The sequence below is a fragment of the Gilliamella sp. B2889 genome, from assembly GCF_026536885.1.
Lineage (GTDB): Bacteria > Pseudomonadota > Gammaproteobacteria > Enterobacterales > Orbaceae > Gilliamella > Gilliamella apicola_E.
In genome coordinates this window covers 1-26340 of sequence record NZ_JAFNNF010000008.1, presented here as the reverse complement: position 1 = coordinate 26340, position 26340 = coordinate 1, and the positions used below count along the sequence as shown (strand labels likewise).

Genomic DNA, 26340 nt, shown 5'->3' with positions numbered 1-26340 from the left:
AATGATTTATTTTAATATCCACAACCAATATAATTGATTGTGGATATTATTAAATTTATTCGAAACAGATGCTAAACTTTTATCCTTCTAATGAACAAGAGTTATTGAGTCGAGCAGAAATGGCCGCTGGCTATAGCTTTGCTGAGATAGCTCAATATGTCAATATTCCTATCCCTGCTAATCTTAATAAACAAAAAGGATGGGTAGGCAATCTGATTGAAACTTATCTTGGTGCGAATGCCGGCAGTAAAGCAGAACAAGACTTTTCTAATTTAGGCATTGAACTAAAAACAATTCCAGTCAATAAAAAAGGTAAACCATTAGAAACTACTTTTGTTAGTGTTATTCCTTTAATGGCAAATCACGGTGTGATTTGGGAAACCAGCCATGTTAAATACAAGCTTAGCAAAGTACTTTGGATCCCGATTGAAGGGGAAAGAAGTATACCTCTTGCAGAAAGAAAAGTTGGAAAACCAATACTTTGGACACCAACTTTAGAACAAGAGCAACAACTTAAACAAGATTGGCAAGAATTAATGGATATGATAGCACTTGGTCAAGTTGAAAAAATCACCGCGCGTTATGGCACCTATTTACAGATCAGACCTAAAGCTGCCAATGGAAAAGCTTTAACTGAAGCCATTGGTGAAAATGGCGAGATTATTTTAACTCGCCCAAGAGGGTTCTATCTTAAAAAGTCATTTACTTCACAAATCCTACAGAATTCCATTGATCATTTAAGTTAAGAAGAAATGATCATTTAATTTCAATCACCCTTATTTTTTTAGCCTTACAAAATACTCCTTTTTTCGTTAAGAAAAAAACCATTTCTTTTATTTTGCAAGAAAATCAAATCTACGTCACATTTTTGCACATTAGTGATTTACTTTGAGCATTTGTGCATATAAATTCATTTAAACATTTGTGAAGCAACAAGAGAATTTGTGAAAGAGGTGTGAGATGAACTTTATATTAGCGGGTCATGGAAACATTGCCGTGGAAATGAAAAATAGCATTGAAATGATAGCTGGTGAGTACCCAAATGTACGGGCTATCACTTTTCAGTTAGGTGATGGTATTGAGACATTAAAAGACAAATATCTAAAAATTATTAATCAATCAACTGAGCAACCATTCATCATTATTACTGATATTTTTTCAGGTAGCCCTTATAACGCAGCGGCAATGTTGGCAATGCAATCAGAAAACATCGAAGTCATCAGTGGTTTATCTTTACCACTTTGTTTAGCGTTATTACATCTTGATTACTCTTCAATTAGCCTTGAAGAAACTTTTGAACAACTTAATGACATGAAATCCGATTTCATCAAATCTTTCAAAAAAATAGCTAAAAATATCGCTGAAGAAGAGGAACTTTAAATGATTATAAATTTAGTACGCATTGATGACCGTTTAATACATGGTCAAGTCACAACAGTTTGGACCAAAGAAGCAAAAGCAGAAAGAATCATTGTTGTTAGTGATGAAGTTGCTAATGACGAAATCCGAGCCACATTAGTTAAACAAGCTGCACCTCCTGGAATTAAAGTTTCTGTTGTGAGTATTGAAAAAGCGGCAGCGGTTTATAAAAACCCAAAATATGAAAACGATACCGTGTTTTATCTTTTTACCAATCCAACCGATATTCTGCGATTAATCGAACAAGGTGTACCAATTAAGAGTATCAATATTGGTGGTATGTCTTTCAAAGCAGGTAAAAAGCAGATTACTAAAGCGGTGTCAGTGGATGAAAACGATGTATCGGCATTTAGAAAGATGCATGAGATGGGAGTTGATCTTTGCTTAAAAGTGGTAATTACCGATCCTAACGTCGATTTTATCAAGCTACTTGAACAAGAATTCCCTATTAATTAATAGGAATAAACAAGGAGGCAAAAAATGGAAATTTCATTATTTCAAATTGTATTAATATTCATCTTCTCTTGTATAGCAGGTATGGGAAGTGTGCTTGATGAGTTTCAAACTCATCGCCCATTAATTGCCTGTACCGTCATAGGCTTAATATTAGGTGATATAAAAACAGGTATCATTTTAGGTGGTACGCTTGAATTGATTGCATTAGGCTGGATGAATATTGGTGCGGCACAATCACCTGATTCAGCACTGGCTAGTGTTATATCCGCGATATTAGTTGTAGTAGGTAAACAAGATATTCAAACTGGAATCGCAATCGCCCTCCCCGTTGCAGCAGCAGGTCAAGTTCTAACGGTATTTGCAAGAACAATCACGGTTGTCTTCCAACATGAAGCTGATAATGCCGCAGAAAAAGTTCAATTCAAAAAAATAGAACTTTTACATTATAGCGCGCTTTTTGTACAAGCTTTACGAGTAGCAATACCGGCAACATTGGTCGCCATTTATGTTGATGCCAATACCGTTAACACCTTATTAAGCATGTTGCCAGATATTGTTACTGGTGGTCTTGCTGTTGCGGGTGGATTTATTGTGGTAGTTGGTTATGCAATGGTATTAAACATGATGATGGTTAAATATTTAGCACCTTTCTTCTATTTAGGCTTTGTTCTTGGAGGTTACTTAAACTTCAGTTTACTCTCATTCGGTATTTTAGGCGTTATTTTTGCCACCATTTATGTCCAATTAAATTCAAAGTTTAACACGACTAAAAATAGCGAAAAAAGTATTGTGGCAAATTCAATCATTGCTGATGACGAGTTAGACGATTAATAAATAAGGATTCTATTATGAAAGAAATGTTAAATACCATTCAAAAGAAAGATATTGTTAGTACATTTATTCGATCTAATTTTCAACAAGCATCTTTCAACTATGAACGAATTCATGCCTTAGCTTTTTGTGTGGATATGATTCCTACAATCAAACGAGTATACAAAACCAAAGAGGAGCAACGTGAAGCATTAAAAAGACATCTAACGTTTTTCAATACGACTCCAGCAATGTGTGGACCCGTTATAGGCGTTACCATGGCAATGGAAGAAGCTAGAGCAAATGGTGCTGATATCTCTGATGGCACAATTAACAGTTTAAAAGTTGGTTTAATGGGACCGTTAGCGGGAGTGGGTGATCCATTAGTTTGGGGAACCTTACGCCCAATAACTGCAGCGCTTGGGGCATCACTAGCACTAACCGGAAATATAGCTGGGCCATTACTGTTTTTTGTCTTATTTAACTTAATTCGACTTGCCATGAAATGGTATGGATTAACGTATGGGTTATCTAAAGGAATCGGAATTGTTAAAGATCTTTCAGGTAATATTCTTCCAAAATTAACAGAAGGCGCAACAATTTTAGGCCTATTTATCATGGGTGTCTTAGTCACAAAATGGACCTCCATAAATGTCCCACTTATTGTATCCCAAACGACCGGCATGAATGGAGAAGAGGTCATTATGACAGTACAAGGCATTCTCAATGACCTTGTACCAGGATTATTGCCATTAGCGTTAACACTTTTGATGATGAAATTGTTAAGAAAAAAAGTCAGTCCAATAATTTTAATCTTTGCATTATTTGCGGTAGGTATTATTGGCTATGGTTTAGGTATTCTTGCTAAAGGTTAAAGAGTTAAAGAAATAAAAAATTGACCGTTGAAAATGAATAAAAAGGTTTAAAGCAATTACCGAGAACTTTATTAATAGTAATTTGATTTTTTGAAATAAAAACGCTTTAAACCTTTTCCTAAATAAATTTAACCAAATTAGAGAATTAGAGGAATATATGAAAACTCAAGCAGTTAGACTGTATGGAAAAAATGATTTGCGATTGGAGTCATTTCAACTTCCTGAAATTACTGATGATGAAATTCTAGTTACAGTCATTGTAGATAGTATGTGTATGTCTTCATTAAAATTAGTCAATCAAGGTGAAAATCATAAGAAAACGCCACCCGACTTAAAAAATAATCCCATTATTATTGGGCACGAATGCTGCGGTGAAATTATACAAGTGGGTAAAAAATGGCAACATAAATTCAAACCAGGACAAAAATATGTCGTTCAGGCCAATTTACAACTTTCTGATAGCCCATATTGCGTAGGTTATTCTTATCCTTATACTGGTGGTTGTGCAACTTACATGATAATTAACCATGATGTACTAAAACAAGACTGTTTGATTCCTTATGATGGACAAACTTATTTCGAAGGTGCGTTAATTGAACCATTGTCGTGTATCATTGGGGCATTCAATGCCAATTTTCATTTAAAGCCAAATAGTTATGAACATATTATGGGCATTAAGCCTAATGGTAATCTGATTATTTTAGGTGGTACGGGCCCTATGGGTATGCTAGCAATAGATTATGCATTAGGGGGACCCATCGCACCTAAAAAGGTTGTCGTAACTGGTCGTAGCAAAGAGAAAATAGAACATCTAAAAACCCTTTATCAATCTCGTAATGGTATTGAATTAGAATTTGTGGATATTTCTAATGTCGATGATCAAGCGAAATTATTAAAAGATAAATCCACCACAGGAAGTTTTGATGATGTTTTTGTTTTCTTACCTTCTCAAGAGTTAATTCAACTCGCCTCTCAACTATTAGCGATTGACGGTTGCCTTAACTTTTTTGCTGGCCCCCAAGATAAAAACTTTTCGGCTGAAATTAATTTCTACGATGTTCATTATAACTTTACCCATATCGTTGGCACTTCAGGCGGTAATACTAATGATATGCGAGAAGCGGTGAAACTAATCGAATCAGGTTCGGTAGATGTGGCAAAAATCGTAACTCACATTATGGGTATAGACCAAGCAAGTAAAGTCACTCAAATACAGGATCAGATTAAAGGTGGAAAAAAATTAGTTTATACCCACAAAAAGTTTGATCTTAAATGCATAGAATCATTAGATAAAAATGCGGATGATATTACTTTACAAAAAATACTCTCTAAAAATAATGGTATTTGGTCAAAAGAAGCTGAAGATTATGTTTTAAATTATTTTCCTGATATTGATTCTTGATTTATACTCTATTCAAATCAAGATGACATTTATTTGTGACATCTTGATTTGAATAAAAATATGGAGTTTTTTAATAACTAAAGATAATAAGATAACGCTACTATGATTAATCAAAATTTTAGCAACGACGAGTTTGAACAGCATAAGATGTTAATTAAGATTGCTCAATTGTATTATGAAGAGAATAAAACACAGTCCGAAATAGCAAAAATAGTTAACATACATCGCTCAAGCATTAGTCGAATGTTAAAAACAATACGCGAGCTAGGCATTGTTTCAATTTCGATTAATTATAATCTGTTGCCTGATATAGCGTTAGAAGAAAAAATTTGTAATAAATATCATTTAAAACAAGTCATTGTTGTACCCGTCAACACTGATATAGACAATGAAAGTAAAAATCAGATTGTTTGTAATGTGGCAGCAAGTGTCCTACTCAAAAATATTACCGATAATGATGTGATTGGTGTGTCCTGGGGACGCTCGATCAATTATATTGTGAATAGTTTAAAAAATGATAATGCTACATTTGAAAATGTTACCATCGTACCAATGATTGGTGGCCCTTCTGGCAAGATCGAAACAAAATACCACGTAAATAATATAGCTTGTAAACTTTCCGATAAACTTAAAAGTAAAGCAATATTAATTGATTACCCCGCTATCGTTGATACCGCTAATTTAAAAACTGAAATTGAAAAAACTCAACACATGAAAGAACTCAATGATTGGTGGAATAAGATCACAGTTGCTTTATTTAGTATTGGTTGTCCAGCTATATCCAAAAGCTCAATTTGGTATGGTTTTTATGGTGAACTTTTTCAAAAAATTACTAACAGAAAAATTGTCGGCGACATTTTATCGCGATTTTATGACAAAAATGGTAAAGAATTACAAACGCCATTCCATGATCAAATTATTGGCGTGACGTTAGAAAATTTAAAAAAAATCCCTCTAAAAATATGTGCAAGTGGCGACGCTGAAAAACTTAACAGTTTAATCGCTGCATTAAATGCAAATTATATTGATGTGTTAGTCATTAGTGATGAAATGGCAAATCAATTAGTTAATTGATCTCATAAAAAAGCTGACACTTGCGTAAATTAAAACATCATTTCAATTTTTATAAATTATTTTTTAAATTTGTGACTCTATTAACAGATTCTTAGACTATTAACCTAGATAATCATTTTATACTTCATCTTTTTTATTCTTCATTAAGGAAAAAACATGTATCGTTTAATTATAAAAAATGGATTATCTATTAGTTTACTCACGCTTACCGCTAGTTTCGCTGTGATAGCTTCACCACCATTTGTTCCAGTTACTTTGGACAAACTTAATATTCCTAATAAACAATGTAATGTTAGAGATTATGGCGCTGAAGCAACAGGTATTTGGTATGATACAAAAGCATTTCAAACCGCTATTAATGATTGTGCGCAAAATGGCGGTGGTAAAGTTATTGTTCCTGCGGGTTATTACCTATCTGAACCTCTATTTTTAAAAAGTAATATTGAATTTCATTTAGAAAAAGGGGCGGTAGTACAAGCTTCAGCAGAGGAAAGTGCATATCATCCTTCAGAAGAACAAAAAAAATGGTCATCATCAGCTGAATCATTACCACTAACAAAACAATGGATTGGGTTTATTAATATTGCAGAAGAAAAAAATATTGCTATCACCGGTGAAGGAATTATTGATGGGCAAGGTTCAACGCTTTTAGAAAAATACCGCGCCGAGACTCGTCAAGCCGGAAAAAAGGGACCAACAAATCGCCCACGTCTACTTTTATTTAAAAACGCTAACAATATTTTAGTTGAAGGCGTCACAATACAAAATTCGCCAAGTTTTCATATTGTTTTTAAAAATGTGGAAGATATTACAATTAATAAAACAACAATATCCGCTCCAGCTTGGTGGCAAAACACGGATGCCATTGATCCAATGGATAGTAGAAGAGTCAGTATTACAAAAAACACAATAAGTGTGGGTGATGACCATGTTGCCATTAAATCAACGGTAAACAACCTTAGCCATGATTTTTATATTGCAGATAATAACTTTATGCTCGGTCGTGGATTATCTATTGGTTCAGAAACATATGGCGGTGTGAGCAATTTACTGGCAGAAAATAATACCTTTACCGATGCGATGTATGGTATTCGAATCAAATCGCCAAGAGGCAAAGGTGGTGAAGTTAAAGATATTGAGTATAACAATACAACAATGGTCAATGTAAAAACGCCAATTGTTTTGTCAGCTTATTATAAAGGCGGCCCAACAACAAAAGATGCAAAAATTAAAGCGTTACAAGAAGGTGAATTTGCTGGTGGATTTATGTTAGGCGATCAGATTTATCCTGCGGATACTGAACAACCAAAAGAGCATAAACAAACCCCATACTTCAATAACATTAGCTTCAATAATCTTACTGTAAAAGGTAAAAGTAATTACGCTGGTTTTATTATTGGAACACCAGAAAAGCCATTTGATAATATTAGATTTTCAAACATCAATATTGAAGCGGAAAACGGTTTTAAAATTCGTAACGCATCAGTTGAGTTTAGTCACACTAAAATTAATGTAGAAAAAGGATCAGATATTATAAAAGAAAAAGGAAGTCATATTACTCATCAATAGTAATTTGGTGGCTCAGATTTGAGCTAATAAAAAATTCACAAACTAGAGCGTTACCAATTGAAACTGTCAAACCGACAAACAAAATAGGTAACGCTTATATTTCTGACTCAAAATTAACGCAATAAATAGTCTTATTAAATTTACTTGAAGAACTACAGAATATTTCATTGATCTTCGCTAAAAAGTGCATTATCTATCATTAATTTCCGTGAAATCAAAATCGACTAAGCACAAGCAAGACATCACACTCTTGTTCATTATGCTGTTTTTTAATTTTTCTTTTTACCACAACGTGATCTCTCATTAATTGTTTTGACTTTAAAAGCTCGCCTCTAAAATGATTTTTATCCGTTCAATGTAAATTAAGTAATTCAATATAGAACTCAAAACTTAATGAAATGGTATAGACTCCTCAATTATTTTTACAAATAAACATCAATCAACCCAGAAAATCATCAACTAAAAAGTTTAATTAATGTTCCATAATCAAGATCAATAATTTGCTACCAATTGATTATTTGCATATTTCATTTGTTAATTTGTGATCCAAAACACAATTTGGAACGCTGTTTTAATTATAATGATCTTTAGTTTTGTTATTAAAATTGGAGCAAAAACATGGATCTTTTTCTAAATATATTTGGTCAGCCTGCTATCATTATTGCATTAGTTGCGTTCATAGGATTGGTACTACAGAGAGCAAAACTTTCTAAAATTATTACTGGCACCCTACTTTCATTTATTGGTTTTGTGTTAATTAAAACGGGTGGAAAAATCTTAGGTGGCGTGTTAATTATGTTCAGTAACATGTTTACTCATGCATTTGGAATGCATGGGGTCGTACCAAGTAATGAAGCCATTACCGCATTGACGATGGAATCACTTGGTACTAGTGCCGCCTTTATCCTCTTTTTTGCGATGATAATTAATCTACTATTAGCAAGATTTACCCGCTTTAAATCGATTTATTTATCATTGCATTTAGTGCTATTCATGGCATTTTCATTTACCGCAGTTTTACAAGGTATGGGATATAATGGCTATATCATTGTTGCAACTGGCGCAATGATTATTGGCCTTTATATGGCGATATTTCCAACTTTACTCTCTAAATTTAGCCGTACAATAATAGGGAATAATGATTATTGTATTGCCCATGCTGGTACAGTTTCATACTTATTAGGTTCCTATTTAGGTAAATGGCTAGGAAATAAAAAAAATGATATCGAAAAGATTAAAATAAATGATCGTTTTAGCTTTTTAAGGCAATCAGATGTTGCGACTTTTATTACCATGTTTGTTTTACTATGCTTATCCGGTGCTTTTTCATCCGCTGAGTATTTGAATGAGATACTTAAAAACAATACGTTTATTATTTTTGCGTTGGAACAATCAGCTATTTTTGCCGGAGGACTCTATATTGCCAAAAAAGGGATCGCTATTTTTACTGAAGAAATCATCCCAGCTTTTAAAGGATTTGCCCAAGTTGTCGCACCTGGTTGTGTGCCGGCGGTCGATCCAATGGTGTTATTTGATAAAGCACCAAATTGTGTATTAGTTGGTTTTATTGTGAGTTTCTTTACTGAAATAGCTTGTGTGGTCGTTTTCCCTTTTATTGGTTTACCTATTATCATTCCCGGAATTATGGCAAGCTTCATCACTGGTGGAACAGCAGCAATATTTGGTAACTCAACAGGTGGAGCAAGAGGAGCGGTTATTGCCTCTTTCGTTAATGGTTTACTTTTATGTGTGTTGCCAGCCCTCGCATTACCTCTCTTCAAATTTTTAGGTGTTGAAGGTGTAACCTTTGCTGATCCTGATTTCACATCCTTATCGTTAATCACTGAATTTATTGTTAAGCTATTTAGTTAATCAAAAAGTCCGTTGCTATAACGGACTTTTTCTCGATAAATTTAAATTAAATCAAACATTAATATTTTTGAATTTCTTTGATAATTATAGAGTTGTTTCTTTTTAATCGGTAGATCATCCACTTCAGCTGGATTAAAACCTTTTTCACGAAACCAATGAATGCTTCGAGTGGTAAGCACAAAGATTTTTTCTAATCCTAAATTATTAGCACTTTCTGAAATTTTTTCTAATAATAAATCACCGCGTGATGAGTTTCTATATTGTGGATGAATCGCCAAACAAGCCATTTCACCCATTTTTTCTTCTGGATAAGGGTAAAGCGCAGCACAGCCAATTGTCATATTATCACGTTCAATAATAGTGAATTTATCAATTTCCATCTCTAATTGTTCTCGTGAACGTTTAACTAAGATACCCTGCTCTTCAAGTGGTCGAATCAGCTCCAATATTCCACCTATATCATTGATTGTTGCCAAGCGAACTTGCTCTGAATGTTCCATAGCAACTTGTGTACCAATACCATCACGAGAAAACAGTTCTTGCAAAATAGAGCCATCTACTAAATAGCTAACTAAATGGCTACGACGGACGCCATTACGACATGCTTTGGATGCCGCACGCAAAAAACGAGCCTCACTAGATAGGTGTTTACCACATTCTTCTTTGCGATTAACATAATTATCAGCATCCACTGGGAACAGATCAGTTATTACATGATTTTGTTCATCAAGTACACCTTGTTCTGCACAAAAACTGATTAGTTTATCGGCTTTAAGTCGAATAGCTACTTCGGCTGCAACATCTTCTGACGATAAATTAAAACTTTCACCTGTAACTGACACACCTACAGGACCTAATAGTACAATCGAACCACGATTTAATTGCTCATCTATTGCTTCGTTATTAATTCGACGTATTTTACCTGTATGGCAATAATCTACACCATCATCAACACCTAATGGTTGTGCTATAACAAAATTACCACTAACCACATTAATATGTGCGCCTTGCAAAGGTGTATTATTTAAGCTCATTGATAAGCTGGCGGTAATATTAAGTTGTAATAACCCTGTTACCTGTTTAACTACATCTAGAGTTGGGCCATCAGTGATCCGAGTATTTTTATGGTATTTAGGTTTAATATTATGATTTTTCAGTGATTCATCTATTTGGTTACGCGCACCATTAACAATGACCAGTTTAATACCCAAGCTATGTAATAAACCAATGTCACTAATGATACTTGCATAATTATTACTTTTTAAAACTGCACCAGTTAATAAAATAACGAATGTTTTGCCTTGATGTGCATTAATATAAGGTACTGAATGCCTTAAACCATCAACGAGTTCAGTTGTTCTTTCTTTCATCGCACCACCATCCAAAATGAATATTTATTCAGATTTTTTGTATTTTTATTTATTTTTTATCCAATGGCAAGTCTTTTTTGAAAAATTCAAGAACGTAAAATAGATAAAACTATTTTATAAAAATAGCTTAGCGAATAGTTAATGGAAGGAAATGAAAGAAGTAGAGTTAATGATTTTTCAGTTTCTCAATTATTTGATTTAGAATTAAATTTTCATCTTGATCAACATCTACAATATGATTAGCAGCATCATGATATAAAGGTAAACGTTCAGCAAGAACTTTCTCCATTTCATCAGAAATTGATAAACCCGTTAATGATGGTCGTTGAGCAATATTAGGATCTTTCATCAAACGAGCTGCTAATATTTCAGCAGGCGCAGATAGAAATATGACGACACCATTTTGCTTCATAAACTGTCGATTTTTTTCAGCTAATACCATACCGCCCCCAGTTGCAATAACGCGATTTGGCTTAGCGGTATCAATAAGGACTTGGCTTTCTCTAGCACGAAAACCTTCCCAACCTTCTTTTTCTACAATCTCAGCAACCGTTTTTTGAGTGGTTTCAAGTAAATGACAATCTGTATCGATAAAAGAAAATGATAACTCTTTGGCTAACATTTTACCCATTGTTGTTTTGCCAGCAGCTCTTGCGCCAACTAAAAAAATTATTTTTTTCATTTTGGGCCCTTCTTGATATACAGATCTTAAAATAAGTTATTTATGTATGCTAGTGATTCATTTTTATTTTTGCAATATTTTTTTACAATTTGATTTTATTATCCATATGATTTAATGAATAATAATATCCAAAAAAGTGTAAATAATTTAATGCAATTTACCTAGCATTCTTTAAACATAATCTAGCGTTGAGCATAACAATCAACACAACTTTTCTAAACCTCTAAAATAAAGTTCAGTAGCAATCGATTGATGCAATCGCCATTGAATCACATCTAATTCAGGATTCACTTTTTTAAACTCTTGGTATGTCATGAAATATCGAATGGTATTACTTCCAACACGATCATTAATACTATTGATAATCAGTTTTATTTTTTCACTACGAAGATTTTTTAATTCTTTCATTGTAGTTGCGACATTTTCAGGAACCGGTAAAACTCCGTTTTCCCAATCATGCCAAGTTTTTACGTCCGTTTTACCGATATACTCACTTGCCTCTGATACTTTTAGCATCAGAAAACGGCGAAATGCTTGTAACTCTAAATTAGTCATAAATACTCCCTTTTAATCACATTTTAAATTTATTAATCACTTTAACAGTCTTAGTCGATTTAATAAATTTTTAAGATGAAGATTAAATATTCAGTCACCATCCCAATTGAATGAGATGGTTAATTTTTAGCTTTTATTTACCAGATAAAGCATCAATCACAGCTTGTTTTGCTCTATCTGAAAGCTCTTTTCCTGTCCAAATTTTAAATTGAGCATTTGCTTGACCAATAAACATCTCACGTCCAGAAATCGATTCCCATCCTGCTTTTTCAGCTTCTTGTCTAAACTTCGTGTTATATGGTGTGTACACAATATCGTAAGCTATGCCTTTACCTTTAAACCATGCTTGTTCATAAGGCGTTTGATCTTCAAATTTACCTTGCATACCTAATGGAGTAGAGTTGACAATAATTTGTGCTTCAACTTTATCTCTATCTGCCCAAGCTACCGTTTTAAGATTAAATTCTTTAGCTAATGCTTCGGGTAAATCAGAGACAATATCGGTAACTGTTATATCACTATATCCAAGATCTTGTAATCCAACAACCGCCGCACGTGCTGCACCGCCCGCCCCAAGTATTAACACTTTTTTATATTCAGCTGGTAATTTTTTTTGCGCTAGTGGTTGCATAAAACCAATAATATCGGTGTTATCGCCACAAAGCTTATCGCCATCCCAATAAACTAAATTAGCTGCACCCGCTTTTTTAACATGATCAGTGACTTCATCTAAATAAGGAATAATAGTTTGTTTGTGAGGGATAGTAACGCACAAACCACGGATATTTAGTAATCGTACTGATTTAAAAAGTGTCGCAATTTCCTCTGGTGGTGTAGGAAAAGGTACCAGTACGGCAGGAATACCATAATCTTGGAAAGATGTAGTATGAATAAGTGGGCTCATACTATGCCCCAAAGGATAACCGATAATGCCATAGATGCTATATGGCGTAAACTGACTCATACTATCTCCTTGAAAGTAAATAAATTCAGACTAATAGATGAAATTTAAAATCCATAGTATTAAAACACAGTTATTATAAGATTAAATCGTTTTATATTGAACAAAAACAATCTAAATTATGAGATAATTATTTCGTCATAATAATCAATTTAGAATTACTAATCTTTTTCAATTAAAAACTTATTTTTAAGCTTAGATAAGATAATGCTTGAGAATTTACCTGTAAAAGCGTATACTTCGCTACCTCATTATTATGGGTGTAGTGTGAGAGGTTAGACTGCTTCTCAAATAGAACTGCAGCAAACTAAAAGCCTGACGAGGTTAATTCCATTAACATATTACGCCCAAGGCTTAAGCATAGAAATTTCGGAGAATTATTGACATGTCACGAGTATGCCAAGTAACAGGAAAAGGTCCTTTAGTGGGAAATAATCGTTCTCATGCGATGAATGCTACTAAACGTCGTTTTCTACCAAATCTTCAAACTCACCGTTTTTGGGTTGAGAGTGAAAAACGTTTTGTAAAATTACGTATATCTGCTAAAGGTATGCGAACTATCGATAAAAAGGGTATTGATGCAGTTTTAGCTGAACTTCGTGCCCGTGGTGAAAAGTACTAATAAGGAAACCATATCATGGCTAAAGGTGTACGTGAGAAAATTAGATTAGTTTCTTCTGCTGGTACCGGTCATTTTTATACCACTAGCAAAAATAAAAGAACAATGCCTGAAAAGATGGAGATCAAAAAATACGATCCTGTTGTTCGTCAGCACGTTGTTTATAAAGAAGCTAAAATTAAATAATTTTACTTTTAAATAAAAAACCCAGCTTAGCTGGGTTTTTTTATATCTATGATTGTGATAATTAGATTAAATTAATAAAAAAGCTCCAGTTTCAACTGAAGCTTTATAAATTAAATGATGTCTTATTTTAAATATTCTTGCTCATATGCTCTTGCTTTTTTATCATCAAAAGCATGTTCCCAGCGGGCTATAACGATAGCAGCCAATGCATTACCCACAACATTAACTACTGTTCTACCCATATCTAAAATACGCTCAACACCCATAATATAACCAATACCCTCGATTGGAATACCAACACTACCAAGTGTAGCTGATAACACTAAAATTGAAGCACCAGGTACACCAGCGATCCCTTTTGATGCTATCATCAATGTTATAACAATGATAATTTGATCCAGAATGCTTAAATCCATACCAAATAATTGCGCGAGAAAAATAACAGTTATACTTTGATATAGTGTTGAACCATCAAGATTAAATGAATATCCAGTAGGGATAACAAAACTCGTGATTGCTTTCGGTGCACCATAAGCTTCCATTTTTTCAATGATCTTAGGCAAAGCTGTTTCAGAGCTTGCAGTTGAAAACGCAATGACGAGTTCTTCTTTCAATATTTTTAATAAGGTAAAAATATTAAATCGGCACAATTTACAAACTAAACCTAATATGACCAAGGTAAATATAATCATTGCTGAATAAACGGTTAAAATCAATTTCAGTAATGGCAATAATGAAGCGAATCCATATTTGGCAACAGTTACCGTGATTAATGCAAATACCCCAATAGGTGCGTAACGCATAATCATATTAGTGACTTTAAACATTGTATCTGATACCACTTTTAACAAGAATAAAAATGGATCACGCTGTTTATCCGGTAGCGACATTAAGCCTAAGCCAAAAAAGACACAGAAGAAGATAACAGGTAAAACTGCACCATCAGACATTGCTTTAAAGATATTAGCTGGAATCATGTCTAAAATCATAACAATTAAACCGTGAGGTTTACCGCTAAGTTCTTCAGCTGCTTTAGTATATTTACTAATATCTGCTGAGGCTAACGTTGAAGAATCAATTCCCGCGCCAGGTGCAAAGAAATTTCCCCAAAAAAGACCTAATAAAATGGCAATAGTGGTAATAATTTCAAAATAAAGAATAGTTTTAAAACCAAGCATTCCTAAACGTTTTGAACCACCAATGCCTGCTATACCTAACGTTAAAGTACTAAGAATAATTGGTAATACAATCATCTTAATTAAGCGGATAAAGATATCACCTGCTGGTTGGAAAATATTAACAATTGCAAATTGATAATATGAATGTAATTCATGATTAGGATCAGCTAATTCATATAGAAAAGCACCTGCCACTACACCTAAGACCAAGGCAATTAAAATTTGCCAAGCAAGATTAGTTACAACTTTTTTTATAGAGAAAGACATGTAATTCTATTCCTTGTCGTGGTTTTCGAAAACAAAAAAGGATTAGTCTGTGTGGCTAATCCTTTTTTATAATTAAAAATTATTCTTCGGATTCTTGAGCGGAATCATCACTATCATAAGCCTCTTGGGACAATTCCGATTCATCATCATCTTCCGTTTCAGCAATTCGTTGTAATCCGACCACTTTTTCGTTTTCGGCTGTTCGAATTAAGGTTACCCCTTGAGTGTTTCGACCAACAATGCTTACTTCAGATACACGAGTACGTACTAAGGTACCCGCATCAGTAATAAGCATGATTTGGTCAGTTTCTTCAACTTGTACTGCACCAACTACTGCACCGTTTCGTTCACTCACTTTAATAGAGATAACCCCTTTTGTAGCGCGTGATTTAGTTGGATATAATTCTTGTTCAGTACGTTTTCCATAACCATTTTGAGTTGCAGTTAAGATTGCACCATTTCCTCGAGGAACAATTAATGATACAACTTTATCATCACCTTCTAATTTAATACCTCGAACACCTGTCGCTGTTCGTCCCATGCAACGAACTTTATTCGCTGGGAATCGAACCACTTTACCATTAGCAGAGAATAACATAATGTCTTCGGTATTAGAAATTTGAGAGACTTCATCATCACTATCTGTCTCTTCAACAACCACATCATCGTTTAGTTCTTCATCATCAACGATATCAGATGTTTCATTACTTGTTAAATCAACACCAATAAGTTCATCATCATCACGTAAGTTAATAGCAATTATGCCACCGCTTCGAGGACGACTAAATTCAATTAGAGAGGTTTTCTTAACCGTACCTTGTGCTGTTGCCATGAATACACAATGTTCATCATCAAATTCACGAACAGGTAGAATTGCTGTAATGCGTTCATCAGCTTCTAGCGGTAATAAATTAATAATTGGACGACCTCGAGAACCTCGGCTGGCTTCTGGTAATTGATACACTTTCATCCAATATAAACGGCCACGGCTAGAGAAACAAAGTATAGTATCGTGAGTATTCGCAACTAATAACTTCTCAACAAAATCTTCTTCTTTAATTTTTGTTGCCGATTTACCTTTACCACCTCGACGTTGCGCTTCATAATCAGATAGCGGTTGATATTTCACATAACCTTGATGAGAAAGTGTAACTACAACATCTTCCTGAGCGATTAAATCTTCAATATTGATATCAGCGCTGCTTGCAGTAATTTCTGTTCTTCTTGCATCTTGGAATTGATCGCGAACCGCTTCAAGCTCTTCACGAATAACTTCCATTAATCTTTCAGGGCTTGCAAGAATATGGAGTAAACCACTAATTTGAATTAATAACTCTTTATATTCATCAAGAATTTTTTCGTGTTCAAGTCCGGTTAATCGATGTAAACGAAGATCTAAGATAGCTTGAGCTTGAGCTTCTGAAAGATAATAATGGCCATCTCGAATACCAAACTCTGGCGCTAAATCTTCCGGTCGAGCAGCATCATTACCAGCTTTTTCAAGCATTGCAGCAACATTACCTAGTTGCCAAGCTTGCGATAATAGTTTAGCTTTAGCTTCCGAAGGCGTAGCCGCGGCACGGATTAATTCAATTACAGGATCTATATTAGCTAATGCAATAGCTAAACCTTCCAATACATGCGCACGTTCACGAGCTTTACGAAGTTCATAAATAGTTCGACGCGTTACCACTTCACGGCGGTGAAGAACAAACGCTTCGATCATTTCTCTTAAATTTAATAGTTTTGGTTGGCCTTTATGTAAAGCCACCATATTAATACCAAAAGAAACTTGTAGTTGAGTTAATGAAAAAAGATTATTTAGAACAACTTCACCAACGGCATCGCGTTTAATCTCAATAACAATACGCATACCATCTTTGTCTGATTCATCGCGCAGTGCTGAAATGCCTTCAATTTTTTTATCTTTGACTAACTCTGCAATCTTCTCGATTAATTTTTTCTTATTAACTTGATAAGGAATTTCATTAACAATAATCGTTTCACGACCAGTGTGATCATCAACTTCAACCGTTGCTTTAGAACGAATATAAATGATACCACGACCAGTTCGATAGGCATTTTCAATACCTTTACGCCCATTAATTAATGCTGCGGTAGGAAAATCTGGACCTTTAATATACTCCATTAAACCATCGACAGAGATATTTTCATCTTCAATGAATGCCAAGCAGCCATTAATCACTTCAGCTAAATTATGAGGAGGAATATTAGTTGCCATACCAACTGCAATACCCGATGAACCGTTAATGAGTAAATTAGGAATTCGAGTTGGAAGAACATCAGGGATCATTTCTGATCCATCATAGTTTGGCGAAAAGTCTACGGTTTCTTTGTCAAGATCTGTCAACAATGCCCCTGCAAATTTTTGCATACGAATTTCGGTATAACGCATTGCAGCAGCAGAGTCGCCGTCAACAGAACCAAAGTTACCTTGACCATCAACAAGCATATAACGTAATGAGAATGGTTGTGCCATACGAACGATAGTGTCATAAACAGCAGAATCACCATGTGGATGATATTTACCGATTACATCCCCGACAACACGAGCAGATTTTCGGTAAGGTTTATTCCAGTCGTATCCAGCTTCATGCATAGCAAATAAAACTCGTCTGTGGACGGGTTTTAGTCCGTCACGTACATCAGGCAAAGCACGCCCGACGATAACAGACATTGCATAATCAAGATAAGAGGATTTTAATTCGTCTTCAATATTGACGGGAGTTATTTCTTTGGCTAGTTCGGTCATAACACCATGTTCTCTTATTAATTTAAATCTTAAAATAGCTTATAATTATAGCACAAAAATAGCTATTAATGCAGAACTAAACTGTTTTTATTTCAACTTATTCTGTATGAATAAACAAAGTATTTTCAATTAATTGGCATAAACAGTTCAAAATCATTGTGTGCATTTCGTAGGCCATCACCTTTTTGTAAGATGGAATTCTGATTTCAATATCATTCTGACCAAGCAATCCGATTACTTCACCGCCATCAAATGCGGTTAATGCAACAATTTTCATATCTTTTATCACAGCTTCTTGGACGGCACGAATAATTGAACGACTATTACCTTCACAAGTGGATATAATCAAAATATCACCTTGTTGCCCTAAAGCTTGAATTTGCCGCGCATATATCTCTTCATGATTTGATATCGCACTTAACAAAACATTATCCGAAACTAAAGCAATAGCAGGAATACTTGGCCTTTCAATGTCAAGACTTGTAATTAAGCGTGAAGTAAAGCTTTGTACATTCGCTGCCGCAGCCCCATTACCACATCCCATAATTTTATTACCATTAAGTAATCCACCAACAATAATATTAGCTGCTTTTTCAATTGAAGAGCCTAGTGATTCCGCCATCACTATTTGAGTTTGAATACTTTCAGTAAAATAATTTTTTATTAAATCTTGCACGTTTTTTCACCTAACCATTAAAACGCATTAACTATCCATTTTTGATCTTCGCCCGTTATGGCAAAAACATCAAATCTAAACTCTGTTTCTTCAATATTAAAGTTATTTTCTAACATCCAAAGTTGTGCAGCTTGTTTAATTTTAGATTGTTTATTAAACGATATTGTCATTTCAGCTTCACCAAAATGGGCATTTTTTCGATATCTAACTTCAATAAAGACCAAGCAGGTTTTGTCTCGCATAATTAAATCAATTTCACCAATTTGGTATAGGCTATTTTGTTCCAATAATACAAGTCCTTGCTTGGTTAAAAATTGGCAAGCTAATTGTTCATAATACTTACCAATTTTTTTACTATTCGCTTTGCTGTGAGGACTGATCAGATGCTTCATAAACATATTCTTGCCAAGAAAGTGATCGCGTTACTTCGCATTGATTACTTGTTGACAATTTACCGGTCATACCATCTAAAAAATTAGGTTGATAAGAATCCAATTGATTGAAACGATTAGCGAGTCTCCATGCATCAATACCCATAGCGTATAATCGAGTTAAAGAATAATCTTTTTGAATATTGCCAGGGATAAGGGAAGACATTCTATCAGATGACTGAATAATCAATGGAATATCAGCATACTCAGTTTTATTCATATCATAGTTAAAATCATTTGAAGCGCTTGCTACATGGCTTTTAGAACTAGAATAAAGCGTAACTGATGATGACCCATTACCAATAGTTTTGCCCGCTCCCAAATCAAGCATTGGTTTTATTAACGTTAATTCATCATATGATGCATAAACATAAATCGCGTCAAAACCAGCGGAACTTGATGATGTTGTAGCACTACCATCATCAAAAGAGACTGGACGGCCAGTTAAACTTATTCCACTATTATGATTCATATTGCCCCTCAAAGTACCGATACTACCGACATATTGGACATAAGCTTGAGAACCATTAGCAATTTGTGACCATTGTTTAGCAAAACTTTTAGCAACTCGTCTACCTAAATCAGTTTGTGGAACAATTAATAGTGGTTTTTGCTTATTTTGAGCAAAAATATGGTCAGCCGAATCTTTTGCTTCATCTTCAGGAGATAATGCGAAGAAACACATCTTATTAGAGGAAACAGTACCATCATCCACTTTATTTAATGCTAAAACAGGAATAGACGGTGCTAACTGTTTTATTTTAATGACTTCTTCTTTCAACAATGGACCAACAATTAATTCAACATTTTGTGCTTGAGCTTGTTCAATTAAGCTTTCCATTGGCAATGATGTGGTATCTAAGACAACAACATTTTGTTGCGGTTCTTGTGGATAAAATTTAACTGCATCAACATAACCTTGACGAATTGTATTACCAAATATACGAGAAGAGCCATTTAAAGGTAATAATAAAGCAACTGTTTTCGTATTTACATTATCAACAGAAAGCTTTTGGCCACCTACTAGCGCCGAAACAATCTCTTGGGCTGGATGATTTGGATATCTTGATGACCAATCTTCAATAGCTTGTTTTAATTGTGCACTTTGACTACTATTTGTTGCATCAACAACATCAGTACTATCACCTGACTGAGCTAATGCTTTTTTATTATTACTTTTATATGTATAACTTAAATCAATCCAACCCCTTAATATTACTTCATTATCAGCAGCAGAAATTTGACTTATTTGACTTGCAGATAGTTTGCTAAAGAATTTCCAAGTATTATTTAATATCTGCTTTTGATGTTTCTCAGGGGCAAATTTTTGTAAAGATAAATAATCATGAGCTTGTTCATTTATATTTCTAGCTTTGCGATCTAAAGCTAATTTTATTGAATAATAACGATATGATTGTGAATCATTTAATTTATCAGCAGATAGTTGATTAATATTAAATGGCTGTCCTTTTCTGACCGCTATTTCGCCTTGAGATAACAATTGGTCTTTTTGTTGTTCAGCATTAAGATTCGCAGGAAGCTCAGATAATAATTTGTTTGCTTGAGACAATTTATTCTCATTTATTAAAGCCCGCACGGCTAACAATTGCCAATCGATTTTGGCATTTCCTGAACTTGATTCAGCTTGCGACAAATAATAATTGGAATCTCTAGTCTCATCATATTTACCACTTTTCGATAAGCTGAGATTACAGCCAATTAAAAGCGAAAATAATGCTAACATAACAATAGCATAAAAGGATTGTTTTAATTTCATACCCATTCTCTTATAAATTTTCATCCCCAAATTCGTTGCACATGAACAGTAACTTCCTCACGATCGTGATAAAGCTGCTTAGCCTGAATTTGTACATTGATTTGATTATTATTTAGTTCTTTTATTAGTAATTGTAAATTTTGTTTTACTTCTTCATAACGTTTTTTCATTGGCAACTTGAGATTAAAAATTGTCTCTCGGCACCAACCATTAATAAGCCACTTGGCAATTAATTCTGTTACTTTGGCTGGTTTTTCAACCATATCACACACTAGCCAATAAATATTATGCTTTTTAGGTATAAATTTGAAGCCATCTTCACGATAATGTTTAACTTGCCCTGACTCCATAAGTTTTTCATTCATCGGACCATTATCTATAGCATATACCATCATGCTTTTTTTGACTAATTGATAAGTCCATCCTCCAGGACACGCACCTAAATCAACTGCATTTAAACCACCTTTTAGTCGTTCATCCCACTCTTCATAAGGAATAAAAATATGAAAAGCTTCTTCTAGTTTTAACGTGGAACGGCTTGGGGCATCAGCAGGAAATTTTAATCTTGGTATTCCCATATAAAAAGGCGAATTATTTTGACTTAAGGAATATCCTACATAACAACTATTATTGTTAATGAATAATAGATGAATTACTGGCCGTGATGGATTTTGAACTTTTAAAAGGATGCGCTTATTTCGTAAAGCTTGTCGAAGAGGAACTGTAAATTTCCGACAAAATCCTGCTAATTGTTTACCTTCATTCGTATCAGCAACTTCGACACGCAAATCACCTGCTTTATCAACAATACCAGATAATGCCTCGATTATAGGAGTGATACGATCTTCTGTTGGTAAATTATCTAATAAATCACCTGCAACAAACATTTGTCTGGCAAAAATCAGTGTTCGAAATGAAATTTCTTTAATCAATAATTGAGCATCACCATCTTGGTAACATTCAAATATTATATAACCACTATTTTCTTTAACTTTCGCAAATCCAAATATCTCTTTTTGTGCGGCCCTATCTGTTATTTCTGCCGCACATTCTTTTTCGAATCCAGGCCGGCAATACAAAATTATTTTATTTAGTTTTTGCATATCGTATCTTATCGTTTTTCACAATCGAATTTGTTAAATTAATCTGATTGAACTTTATCAGTATATAAAGGTGCATCCCCTTTGGGACGAGTTTTAAATCGTCGATGCAACCACATATATTGTTCTGGTGCTTTAAGAATTTCCTGTTCAATTGCTTTATTCATAAACGTGGCTGCTTGAACATCATCATCGATAGGATATCCCTTAAGTTCAGGAGTCACATAAACGGTATAATGACCTTTTGTTTCACGTTTAGGAGTGAAAGGTATAATTGCTGGTTGGCCTAATTTAACTAAAATTCGAGTCCCTATTGTGGTTGCGGCTTTTTCGACAGCAAAAAGTGGAGCAAATACACTATTTTTAGGTCCATAATCATGATCAGGAGCATACCATAACAATTCACCATTTTTTAGTGCTCTAATCATGCCTTTAGTATTATGGCGATCCAACATATATTTGTTGGATTTTAAACGTCCTTTTAATTGAATATAATCCATAACCGGATTATCGTTTGGTCGATAAACACCAACACCAGGATGACTCATTCCTAAAATACGTGCACCTAGCTCTAACGTTAAAAAATGAATCCCAATTAATAGAACACCTTGTCCAGATTGTTGTATGCGAGTGATATGCGAATCACCTACAATTGAAGAGTGTTTAGCAAGTCTTTTATCTGACCAAAACCAAGCCATACCCGTTTCAAATATAGCAAGTCCAGTTGAAATAAAATTATCTCTTAATATTTTATCGCGTTCTTGATCGGTTTTTTCAGGAAAACATAGTTTCAAGTTCTGTTTTGCGGTTTCTTTACGCTTACCGATTAACTTCATTGAAAGCAATCCTAAGCCTTTTCCTATTTGATAAATTATTGGATATGGCAACAATACGATTAGATATAAAACACTAATACCAAACCACGTTAACCAGTAACGAGGATGTAATAACCGTTTTGTAAAAGTAGGATGAATTTCTTGACTCATATTAAGATTAAATAACAATTTAAACAAAGTGAATTATTATATACCAATCTTGAATTAAGCGGCAGAAAAATAAAATAATTAAGCATGGTGGAACATCATTTTATTAATAGATTTTTTTGTAAAGATAATGTTTTAAAAAAGATGTTAGGGATTAAATTGATTAATCCCTATTCTATAATTTTTAGTAATTGTTAAATTGAAACATGCTCAAAAAGGCCGCTCCTCAACTTTTTTTAATTTTAAATAGCTACTGGCGCTTTAATTGCAGGATAAGGGTCATAGCCAACAATTTCGAAATCTTCAAACTCATAATCAAAAATTGTAGGTGGCTTACGTTTAATAACCAGTTTAGGCAATGGTTTCGGCTCACGACTTAATTGTAAATGGGTCTGTTCCATATGATTAGAATAAAGATGTGTGTCTCCACCAGTCCAAACAAAATCACCGACTTCTAAATCACACTGCTGAGCTATCATATGAACGATTAACGAATAACTGGCAATGTTAAATGGTAATCCTAAAAATACATCACATGAACGCTGGTAGAGTTGACACGATAGTTTACCTTGAGCAACATAAAACTGAAAAAAAGCATGACATGGCGCTAATGCCATCTGATCAAGTTCGCCAACATTCCATGCAGAAACGATCATTCGTCTTGAATCAGGATCATGTTTAATTTGTTCAATTACTTGAGAGATTTGATCTATCTGACGACCATCGGCGGCTCCCCAAGCACGCCATTGTTTACCATAAACTGGGCCAAGATCACCATTTTCATCCGCCCATTCATCCCATATCGTTACTTTATTATCTTTTAAATAATTAATATTGGTATCACCTTTAAGAAACCAAAGCAATTCATAGATAATTGAACGTAAATGACATTTTTTTGTTGTTACCAACGGAAAGCCATCTTGCAAATTAAATCGCATTTGATGACCAAAGATCGATAATGTACCTGTCCCTGTTCGATCTGATTTAGGTGTTCCCTCATCTAAAATTTTTTGCATTAATGCTAAATATTGTTTCATTTTGAGATAACCTTATTGTTAAATCTATATGCATATAAAAGGATCAAAATTCCACCGATAATCATTGGTAGACAGAGAATTTGCCCCATACTAATAAAATTCAAAAATAATCCTAACTGTTCATCTGGTTGTCTGAAGAACTCTATGATGAATCTGAATATTCCATAGCAAACCAAAAATAGCCCTGACACAGCACCTGTTGGACGTGGTTTACGGATAAAAAGGTTCAAGATAATAAATAAGACTATACCTTCAAATACCATTTCATAAAGTTGTGATGGGTGTCTTGGTAAAACACCATTTAATTGGCTATATAAAGAAAACCATTCGGGATGTGATTGTACAAACATAAAGTCGGCATGAGTCGAAGTCGGAAATAACATACCAATTGATGAGTTAGTTACACGTCCCCAAAGTTCACCGTTGATAAAATTACCAAAACGACCAAACATCAAACCGATCGGAACTAACGGTGCAACAAAATCGGCTACTTGCATAAATGTTTTTTGGTTCTTTTTAGCAAATATAGCAATAACGCAAATTGCACCAATCAATCCACCATGGAAAGACATGCCGCCTTCCCAAACTCGAAATAAGATTGCAGGCTCATCAATAAAAGCATCAAAGTTATAAAATAATATATAGCCTAATCGTCCACCAATGAAGAGACCTAAAAATCCCCAGAAGAGTAAATTTTCAACTTGTTGCGATGTCCAATTACTATTTGGTTTGTTTGCTCGTCGCTTAGCTAAATATAAGGCGCCAAGTATGCCAAATAAATACATTGCACCGTACCAGTGTAAGGAAATAGGTCCGATTGAAAAAGCAATTGGATCAAAATTGGGGAATTGTAAAAATTGATTCATTTTTTAACACGCTGTTTATTTTTTCGTTTATGAGTAAAGAAGTTAAATCGTTTTTTCTTAGAAAGATTTGTTATAGGATCTTCTATGTCAGATTGTATAGTAAAAACAGGCAAAGAAAACTCTTTCATCGCCTTACGATATACATCACGCTTAAAAGCAATAACCTGCCTTATAGGATACCAATAACTTACCCACTTCCAATCATCAAATTCTGGCGTTGGTGAAATATTTAAGTTTATTACCGATGTATCAGAAATTAATTCTAATAAAAACCACTTCTGCTTTTGGCCGATACATACAGGCTGATTATCCCAACGAATCATTCGTTTAGGTAGTTTATACCTTAGCCAGCCATTGGTAACCGACAAAATTCTTACATCTTTGGGTTGTAATCCTACTTCTTCATTAAGTTCACGAAACATTGCTTGTTCAGGTGTTTCGTTTAGTTTTATTCCGCCCTGAGGAAATTGCCAAGAGTTTTGCCCATAACGTCGAGCCCAAAGTACTTGACCATACCTGTTACAAATAACGATTCCTACATTTGGACGGTAGCCATCATTATCGATCACTGACTACCTCAAAAATTTATTTTTTTATATAGCTGAATTGTTTCATACATACACTAATAAATAAATAGGAAAATGATATTAATCGTCTAAATCTAATATTATATGCGAGATTTTTGGGATAATTTAATAATAGTAATAATATTAATTAGCGCAAATGTAATCTCTATCGCTAGGCTTCCTAAAGAGCCTATCCATAAACTATAAATGATCCATAAAGCACTACTCAATAATATAAGTAATCGCATCTTTTGTTGTTCAAATCGAAATAGTGCAATGGTTACTAATGTCGTTCCAATAACCGAGAAATAATTAATGAATTGCTTCCAATCCGGCGTTGTAAAAAAATAAAATATCCACATCAATGCAATAAAGAAAAACATTGCTAAAAAATTCTTAGTATAAGTAGAAGTCACATTCCTAAAAATATTTACAATATTGAGTATAGCAGCAGGATAGGATTCAGGACCTAATAAATAAAAATGCAGCGTCATAATGACGTTAACAATCGTTAATTGCCATCGGAACGCATTATCATTACGTTGCAAAAAGGCACTAACACCGACAAGATAACCTAATATACCAATTAGTTGAGGAACTGTTGTGTATTTTTCAATAAAATCTGAACCAAAAAATTGATATAAAAAGTTTAGATTATCCACTGTTTACTCCTTAGACAAATGGATCTGAATAATAAATGATTCATGAATATACTTTTACTAATTGTAGAATGCAAAAAAGCCCAGCATTACTGCTGGGCTTTCGCTCTAATTTAAAAGTCTGGCGGCACCCTACTCTCACATGGGTAATACCCACACTACCATCGGCACTACGGC

The 26340-nt window shown here is 34.1% G+C and carries 26 protein-coding genes; 11 read left to right on the top strand and 15 right to left on the bottom strand.

Annotated elements, in window-relative coordinates; all coding sequences use genetic code 11:
• Window positions 1-68 precede the first annotated feature (68 nt).
• The 9 genes from mutH (at window position 69) to J3U09_RS10370 (ending at window position 9477) form a co-directional block, all read left to right on the top strand.
• Window positions 69-746, top strand: coding sequence for a DNA mismatch repair endonuclease MutH (mutH, locus tag J3U09_RS10410; protein ID WP_267358158.1), 678 nt, complete (start codon window positions 69-71; stop codon window positions 744-746).
• A 214-nt stretch (window positions 747-960) separates the two neighbouring features.
• The gene (locus J3U09_RS10405) at window positions 961-1380 is read left to right on the top strand and encodes a PTS sugar transporter subunit IIA (RefSeq protein WP_065561992.1); all 420 of its coding nucleotides are present in this window, start codon (window positions 961-963) and stop codon (window positions 1378-1380) included.
• Window positions 1381-1875, top strand: a complete 495-nt coding sequence (locus J3U09_RS10400; protein ID WP_065561991.1) for a PTS system mannose/fructose/N-acetylgalactosamine-transporter subunit IIB — start codon at window positions 1381-1383, stop codon at window positions 1873-1875. It abuts the gene before it with no gap.
• Window positions 1876-1899: 24 nt separating this feature from the next.
• Window positions 1900-2706: a PTS mannose/fructose/sorbose transporter subunit IIC gene (locus tag J3U09_RS10395; RefSeq protein ID WP_065561990.1), complete on the top strand. Its 807-nt coding sequence runs from the start codon at window positions 1900-1902 to the stop codon at window positions 2704-2706.
• A 17-nt stretch (window positions 2707-2723) separates the two neighbouring features.
• Window positions 2724-3560, top strand: a complete 837-nt coding sequence (locus J3U09_RS10390) for a mannose/fructose/sorbose PTS transporter subunit IID (RefSeq protein WP_267330940.1) — start codon at window positions 2724-2726, stop codon at window positions 3558-3560.
• A gap of 157 nt (window positions 3561-3717) precedes the next feature.
• Window positions 3718-4962, top strand: a complete 1245-nt coding sequence (locus tag J3U09_RS10385; protein ID WP_065561988.1) for a zinc-binding dehydrogenase — start codon at window positions 3718-3720, stop codon at window positions 4960-4962.
• 102 nt (window positions 4963-5064) lie between these two features.
• Window positions 5065-6036 carry a sugar-binding transcriptional regulator gene (locus tag J3U09_RS10380; protein WP_065561987.1) on the top strand — a complete coding sequence of 324 codons (972 nt, stop codon included), beginning with the start codon at window positions 5065-5067 and terminating at the stop codon, window positions 6034-6036.
• 156 nt (window positions 6037-6192) lie between these two features.
• Complete coding sequence (locus J3U09_RS10375) at window positions 6193-7605, top strand: glycoside hydrolase family 28 protein (protein WP_267358157.1); 1413 nt, start codon at window positions 6193-6195, stop codon at window positions 7603-7605.
• Window positions 7606-8223: 618 nt separating this feature from the next.
• Window positions 8224-9477 carry a PTS ascorbate transporter subunit IIC gene (locus J3U09_RS10370; protein ID WP_267358156.1) on the top strand — a complete coding sequence of 418 codons (1254 nt, stop codon included), beginning with the start codon at window positions 8224-8226 and terminating at the stop codon, window positions 9475-9477.
• A 41-nt stretch (window positions 9478-9518) separates the two neighbouring features.
• Here the strand turns inward: J3U09_RS10370 and argA are convergent, their stop codons facing one another.
• From argA to aroE, 4 genes are all read right to left on the bottom strand, one after another.
• Complete coding sequence (gene argA / locus J3U09_RS10365; protein ID WP_065735021.1) at window positions 9519-10847, bottom strand: amino-acid N-acetyltransferase; 1329 nt, start codon at window positions 10845-10847, stop codon at window positions 9519-9521.
• Window positions 10848-11013: 166 nt separating this feature from the next.
• Entirely contained in the window at window positions 11014-11529 is a 516-nt protein-coding gene (aroL, locus tag J3U09_RS10360; RefSeq protein ID WP_267358155.1) for a shikimate kinase AroL, read from the bottom strand.
• Between the two features lie 201 nt (window positions 11530-11730).
• Complete coding sequence (locus J3U09_RS10355; RefSeq protein ID WP_065561983.1) at window positions 11731-12084, bottom strand: DUF1870 family protein; 354 nt, start codon at window positions 12082-12084, stop codon at window positions 11731-11733.
• 133 nt (window positions 12085-12217) lie between these two features.
• Complete coding sequence (gene aroE / locus J3U09_RS10350) at window positions 12218-13048, bottom strand: shikimate dehydrogenase (RefSeq protein ID WP_267358154.1); 831 nt, start codon at window positions 13046-13048, stop codon at window positions 12218-12220.
• A 382-nt stretch (window positions 13049-13430) separates the two neighbouring features.
• Between aroE and rpmB the strand changes: the two genes are divergently transcribed.
• The gene (rpmB, locus tag J3U09_RS10345; protein WP_025314527.1) at window positions 13431-13667 is read left to right on the top strand and encodes a 50S ribosomal protein L28; all 237 of its coding nucleotides are present in this window, start codon (window positions 13431-13433) and stop codon (window positions 13665-13667) included.
• Window positions 13668-13682: 15 nt separating this feature from the next.
• On the top strand, window positions 13683-13850 hold the full coding sequence (gene rpmG, locus J3U09_RS10340; RefSeq protein ID WP_034884348.1) for a 50S ribosomal protein L33: 168 nt from the start codon (window positions 13683-13685) through the stop codon (window positions 13848-13850).
• A gap of 122 nt (window positions 13851-13972) precedes the next feature.
• Here the strand turns inward: rpmG and gltP are convergent, their stop codons facing one another.
• The 11 genes from gltP to J3U09_RS10285 all read right to left on the bottom strand — a co-directional run bounded on the left by gltP (window position 13973) and on the right by J3U09_RS10285 (window position 26166).
• On the bottom strand, window positions 13973-15283 hold the full coding sequence (gene gltP / locus J3U09_RS10335; protein ID WP_176713972.1) for a glutamate/aspartate:proton symporter GltP: 1311 nt from the start codon (window positions 15281-15283) through the stop codon (window positions 13973-13975).
• 91 nt (window positions 15284-15374) lie between these two features.
• The gene (gyrA, locus tag J3U09_RS10330; protein WP_065561980.1) at window positions 15375-18068 is read right to left on the bottom strand and encodes a DNA topoisomerase (ATP-hydrolyzing) subunit A; all 2694 of its coding nucleotides are present in this window, start codon (window positions 18066-18068) and stop codon (window positions 15375-15377) included.
• A gap of 97 nt (window positions 18069-18165) precedes the next feature.
• Window positions 18166-18744, bottom strand: coding sequence for an SIS domain-containing protein (locus J3U09_RS10325; RefSeq protein WP_065561979.1), 579 nt, complete (start codon window positions 18742-18744; stop codon window positions 18166-18168).
• 17 nt (window positions 18745-18761) lie between these two features.
• Window positions 18762-19136: a YraN family protein gene (locus J3U09_RS10320; RefSeq protein WP_267358153.1), complete on the bottom strand. Its 375-nt coding sequence runs from the start codon at window positions 19134-19136 to the stop codon at window positions 18762-18764.
• Window positions 19099-20952, bottom strand: a complete 1854-nt coding sequence (locus J3U09_RS10315; RefSeq protein WP_267358152.1) for a penicillin-binding protein activator — start codon at window positions 20950-20952, stop codon at window positions 19099-19101. The genes J3U09_RS10320 and J3U09_RS10315 overlap by 38 nt, the downstream gene beginning before the upstream one ends.
• 20 nt (window positions 20953-20972) lie before the next feature.
• Window positions 20973-22055, bottom strand: coding sequence for a 23S rRNA (cytidine(2498)-2'-O)-methyltransferase RlmM (gene rlmM, locus J3U09_RS10310; protein WP_267358151.1), 1083 nt, complete (start codon window positions 22053-22055; stop codon window positions 20973-20975).
• Between the two features lie 38 nt (window positions 22056-22093).
• Window positions 22094-23038 carry an LpxL/LpxP family Kdo(2)-lipid IV(A) lauroyl/palmitoleoyl acyltransferase gene (gene lpxL / locus J3U09_RS10305; protein WP_065735011.1) on the bottom strand — a complete coding sequence of 315 codons (945 nt, stop codon included), beginning with the start codon at window positions 23036-23038 and terminating at the stop codon, window positions 22094-22096.
• Window positions 23039-23277: 239 nt separating this feature from the next.
• Window positions 23278-24072: a thymidylate synthase gene (gene thyA, locus J3U09_RS10300; protein ID WP_065735010.1), complete on the bottom strand. Its 795-nt coding sequence runs from the start codon at window positions 24070-24072 to the stop codon at window positions 23278-23280.
• Window positions 24069-24938, bottom strand: a complete 870-nt coding sequence (lgt, locus tag J3U09_RS10295; RefSeq protein ID WP_065735009.1) for a prolipoprotein diacylglyceryl transferase — start codon at window positions 24936-24938, stop codon at window positions 24069-24071. Before lgt ends, thyA begins: the two co-directional genes overlap by 4 nt.
• Window positions 24935-25507: an RNA pyrophosphohydrolase gene (gene rppH, locus J3U09_RS10290; protein ID WP_065735008.1), complete on the bottom strand. Its 573-nt coding sequence runs from the start codon at window positions 25505-25507 to the stop codon at window positions 24935-24937. Before rppH ends, lgt begins: the two co-directional genes overlap by 4 nt.
• Before the next feature lie 98 nt (window positions 25508-25605).
• The gene (locus J3U09_RS10285; RefSeq protein ID WP_065561971.1) at window positions 25606-26166 is read right to left on the bottom strand and encodes a YgjV family protein; all 561 of its coding nucleotides are present in this window, start codon (window positions 26164-26166) and stop codon (window positions 25606-25608) included.
• Window positions 26167-26340: the final 174 nt, after the last annotated feature.

Bases quoted from the DNA above. Each gene is read 5' to 3' on its own strand.
- aroE (WP_267358154.1), bottom strand. From the start codon at position 13,048: ATGAGTCAGTTTACGCCATATAGCATCTATGGCATTATCGGTTATCCT.
- lpxL (WP_065735011.1), bottom strand. From the start codon at position 23,038: ATGAGTCAAGAAATTCATCCTACTTTTACAAAACGGTTATTACATCCT.
- J3U09_RS10375 (WP_267358157.1), top strand. From the start codon at position 6,193: ATGTATCGTTTAATTATAAAAAATGGATTATCTATTAGTTTACTCACG.
- gyrA (WP_065561980.1), bottom strand. From the start codon at position 18,068: ATGACCGAACTAGCCAAAGAAATAACTCCCGTCAATATTGAAGACGAA.
- rpmG (WP_034884348.1), top strand. From the start codon at position 13,683: ATGGCTAAAGGTGTACGTGAGAAAATTAGATTAGTTTCTTCTGCTGGT.
- J3U09_RS10395 (WP_065561990.1), top strand. From the start codon at position 1,900: ATGGAAATTTCATTATTTCAAATTGTATTAATATTCATCTTCTCTTGT.
- J3U09_RS10320 (WP_267358153.1), bottom strand. From the start codon at position 19,136: ATGAAGCATCTGATCAGTCCTCACAGCAAAGCGAATAGTAAAAAAATT.
- J3U09_RS10315 (WP_267358152.1), bottom strand. From the start codon at position 20,952: ATGAAATTAAAACAATCCTTTTATGCTATTGTTATGTTAGCATTATTT.
- J3U09_RS10390 (WP_267330940.1), top strand. From the start codon at position 2,724: ATGAAAGAAATGTTAAATACCATTCAAAAGAAAGATATTGTTAGTACA.
- mutH (WP_267358158.1), top strand. From the start codon at position 69: ATGCTAAACTTTTATCCTTCTAATGAACAAGAGTTATTGAGTCGAGCA.
- rlmM (WP_267358151.1), bottom strand. From the start codon at position 22,055: ATGCAAAAACTAAATAAAATAATTTTGTATTGCCGGCCTGGATTCGAA.
- J3U09_RS10355 (WP_065561983.1), bottom strand. From the start codon at position 12,084: ATGACTAATTTAGAGTTACAAGCATTTCGCCGTTTTCTGATGCTAAAA.
- rpmB (WP_025314527.1), top strand. From the start codon at position 13,431: ATGTCACGAGTATGCCAAGTAACAGGAAAAGGTCCTTTAGTGGGAAAT.
- J3U09_RS10400 (WP_065561991.1), top strand. From the start codon at position 1,381: ATGATTATAAATTTAGTACGCATTGATGACCGTTTAATACATGGTCAA.
- J3U09_RS10405 (WP_065561992.1), top strand. From the start codon at position 961: ATGAACTTTATATTAGCGGGTCATGGAAACATTGCCGTGGAAATGAAA.
- thyA (WP_065735010.1), bottom strand. From the start codon at position 24,072: ATGAAACAATATTTAGCATTAATGCAAAAAATTTTAGATGAGGGAACA.
- argA (WP_065735021.1), bottom strand. From the start codon at position 10,847: ATGAAAGAAAGAACAACTGAACTCGTTGATGGTTTAAGGCATTCAGTA.
- J3U09_RS10370 (WP_267358156.1), top strand. From the start codon at position 8,224: ATGGATCTTTTTCTAAATATATTTGGTCAGCCTGCTATCATTATTGCA.
- J3U09_RS10385 (WP_065561988.1), top strand. From the start codon at position 3,718: ATGAAAACTCAAGCAGTTAGACTGTATGGAAAAAATGATTTGCGATTG.
- aroL (WP_267358155.1), bottom strand. From the start codon at position 11,529: ATGAAAAAAATAATTTTTTTAGTTGGCGCAAGAGCTGCTGGCAAAACA.
- J3U09_RS10380 (WP_065561987.1), top strand. From the start codon at position 5,065: ATGATTAATCAAAATTTTAGCAACGACGAGTTTGAACAGCATAAGATG.
- lgt (WP_065735009.1), bottom strand. From the start codon at position 24,938: ATGAATCAATTTTTACAATTCCCCAATTTTGATCCAATTGCTTTTTCA.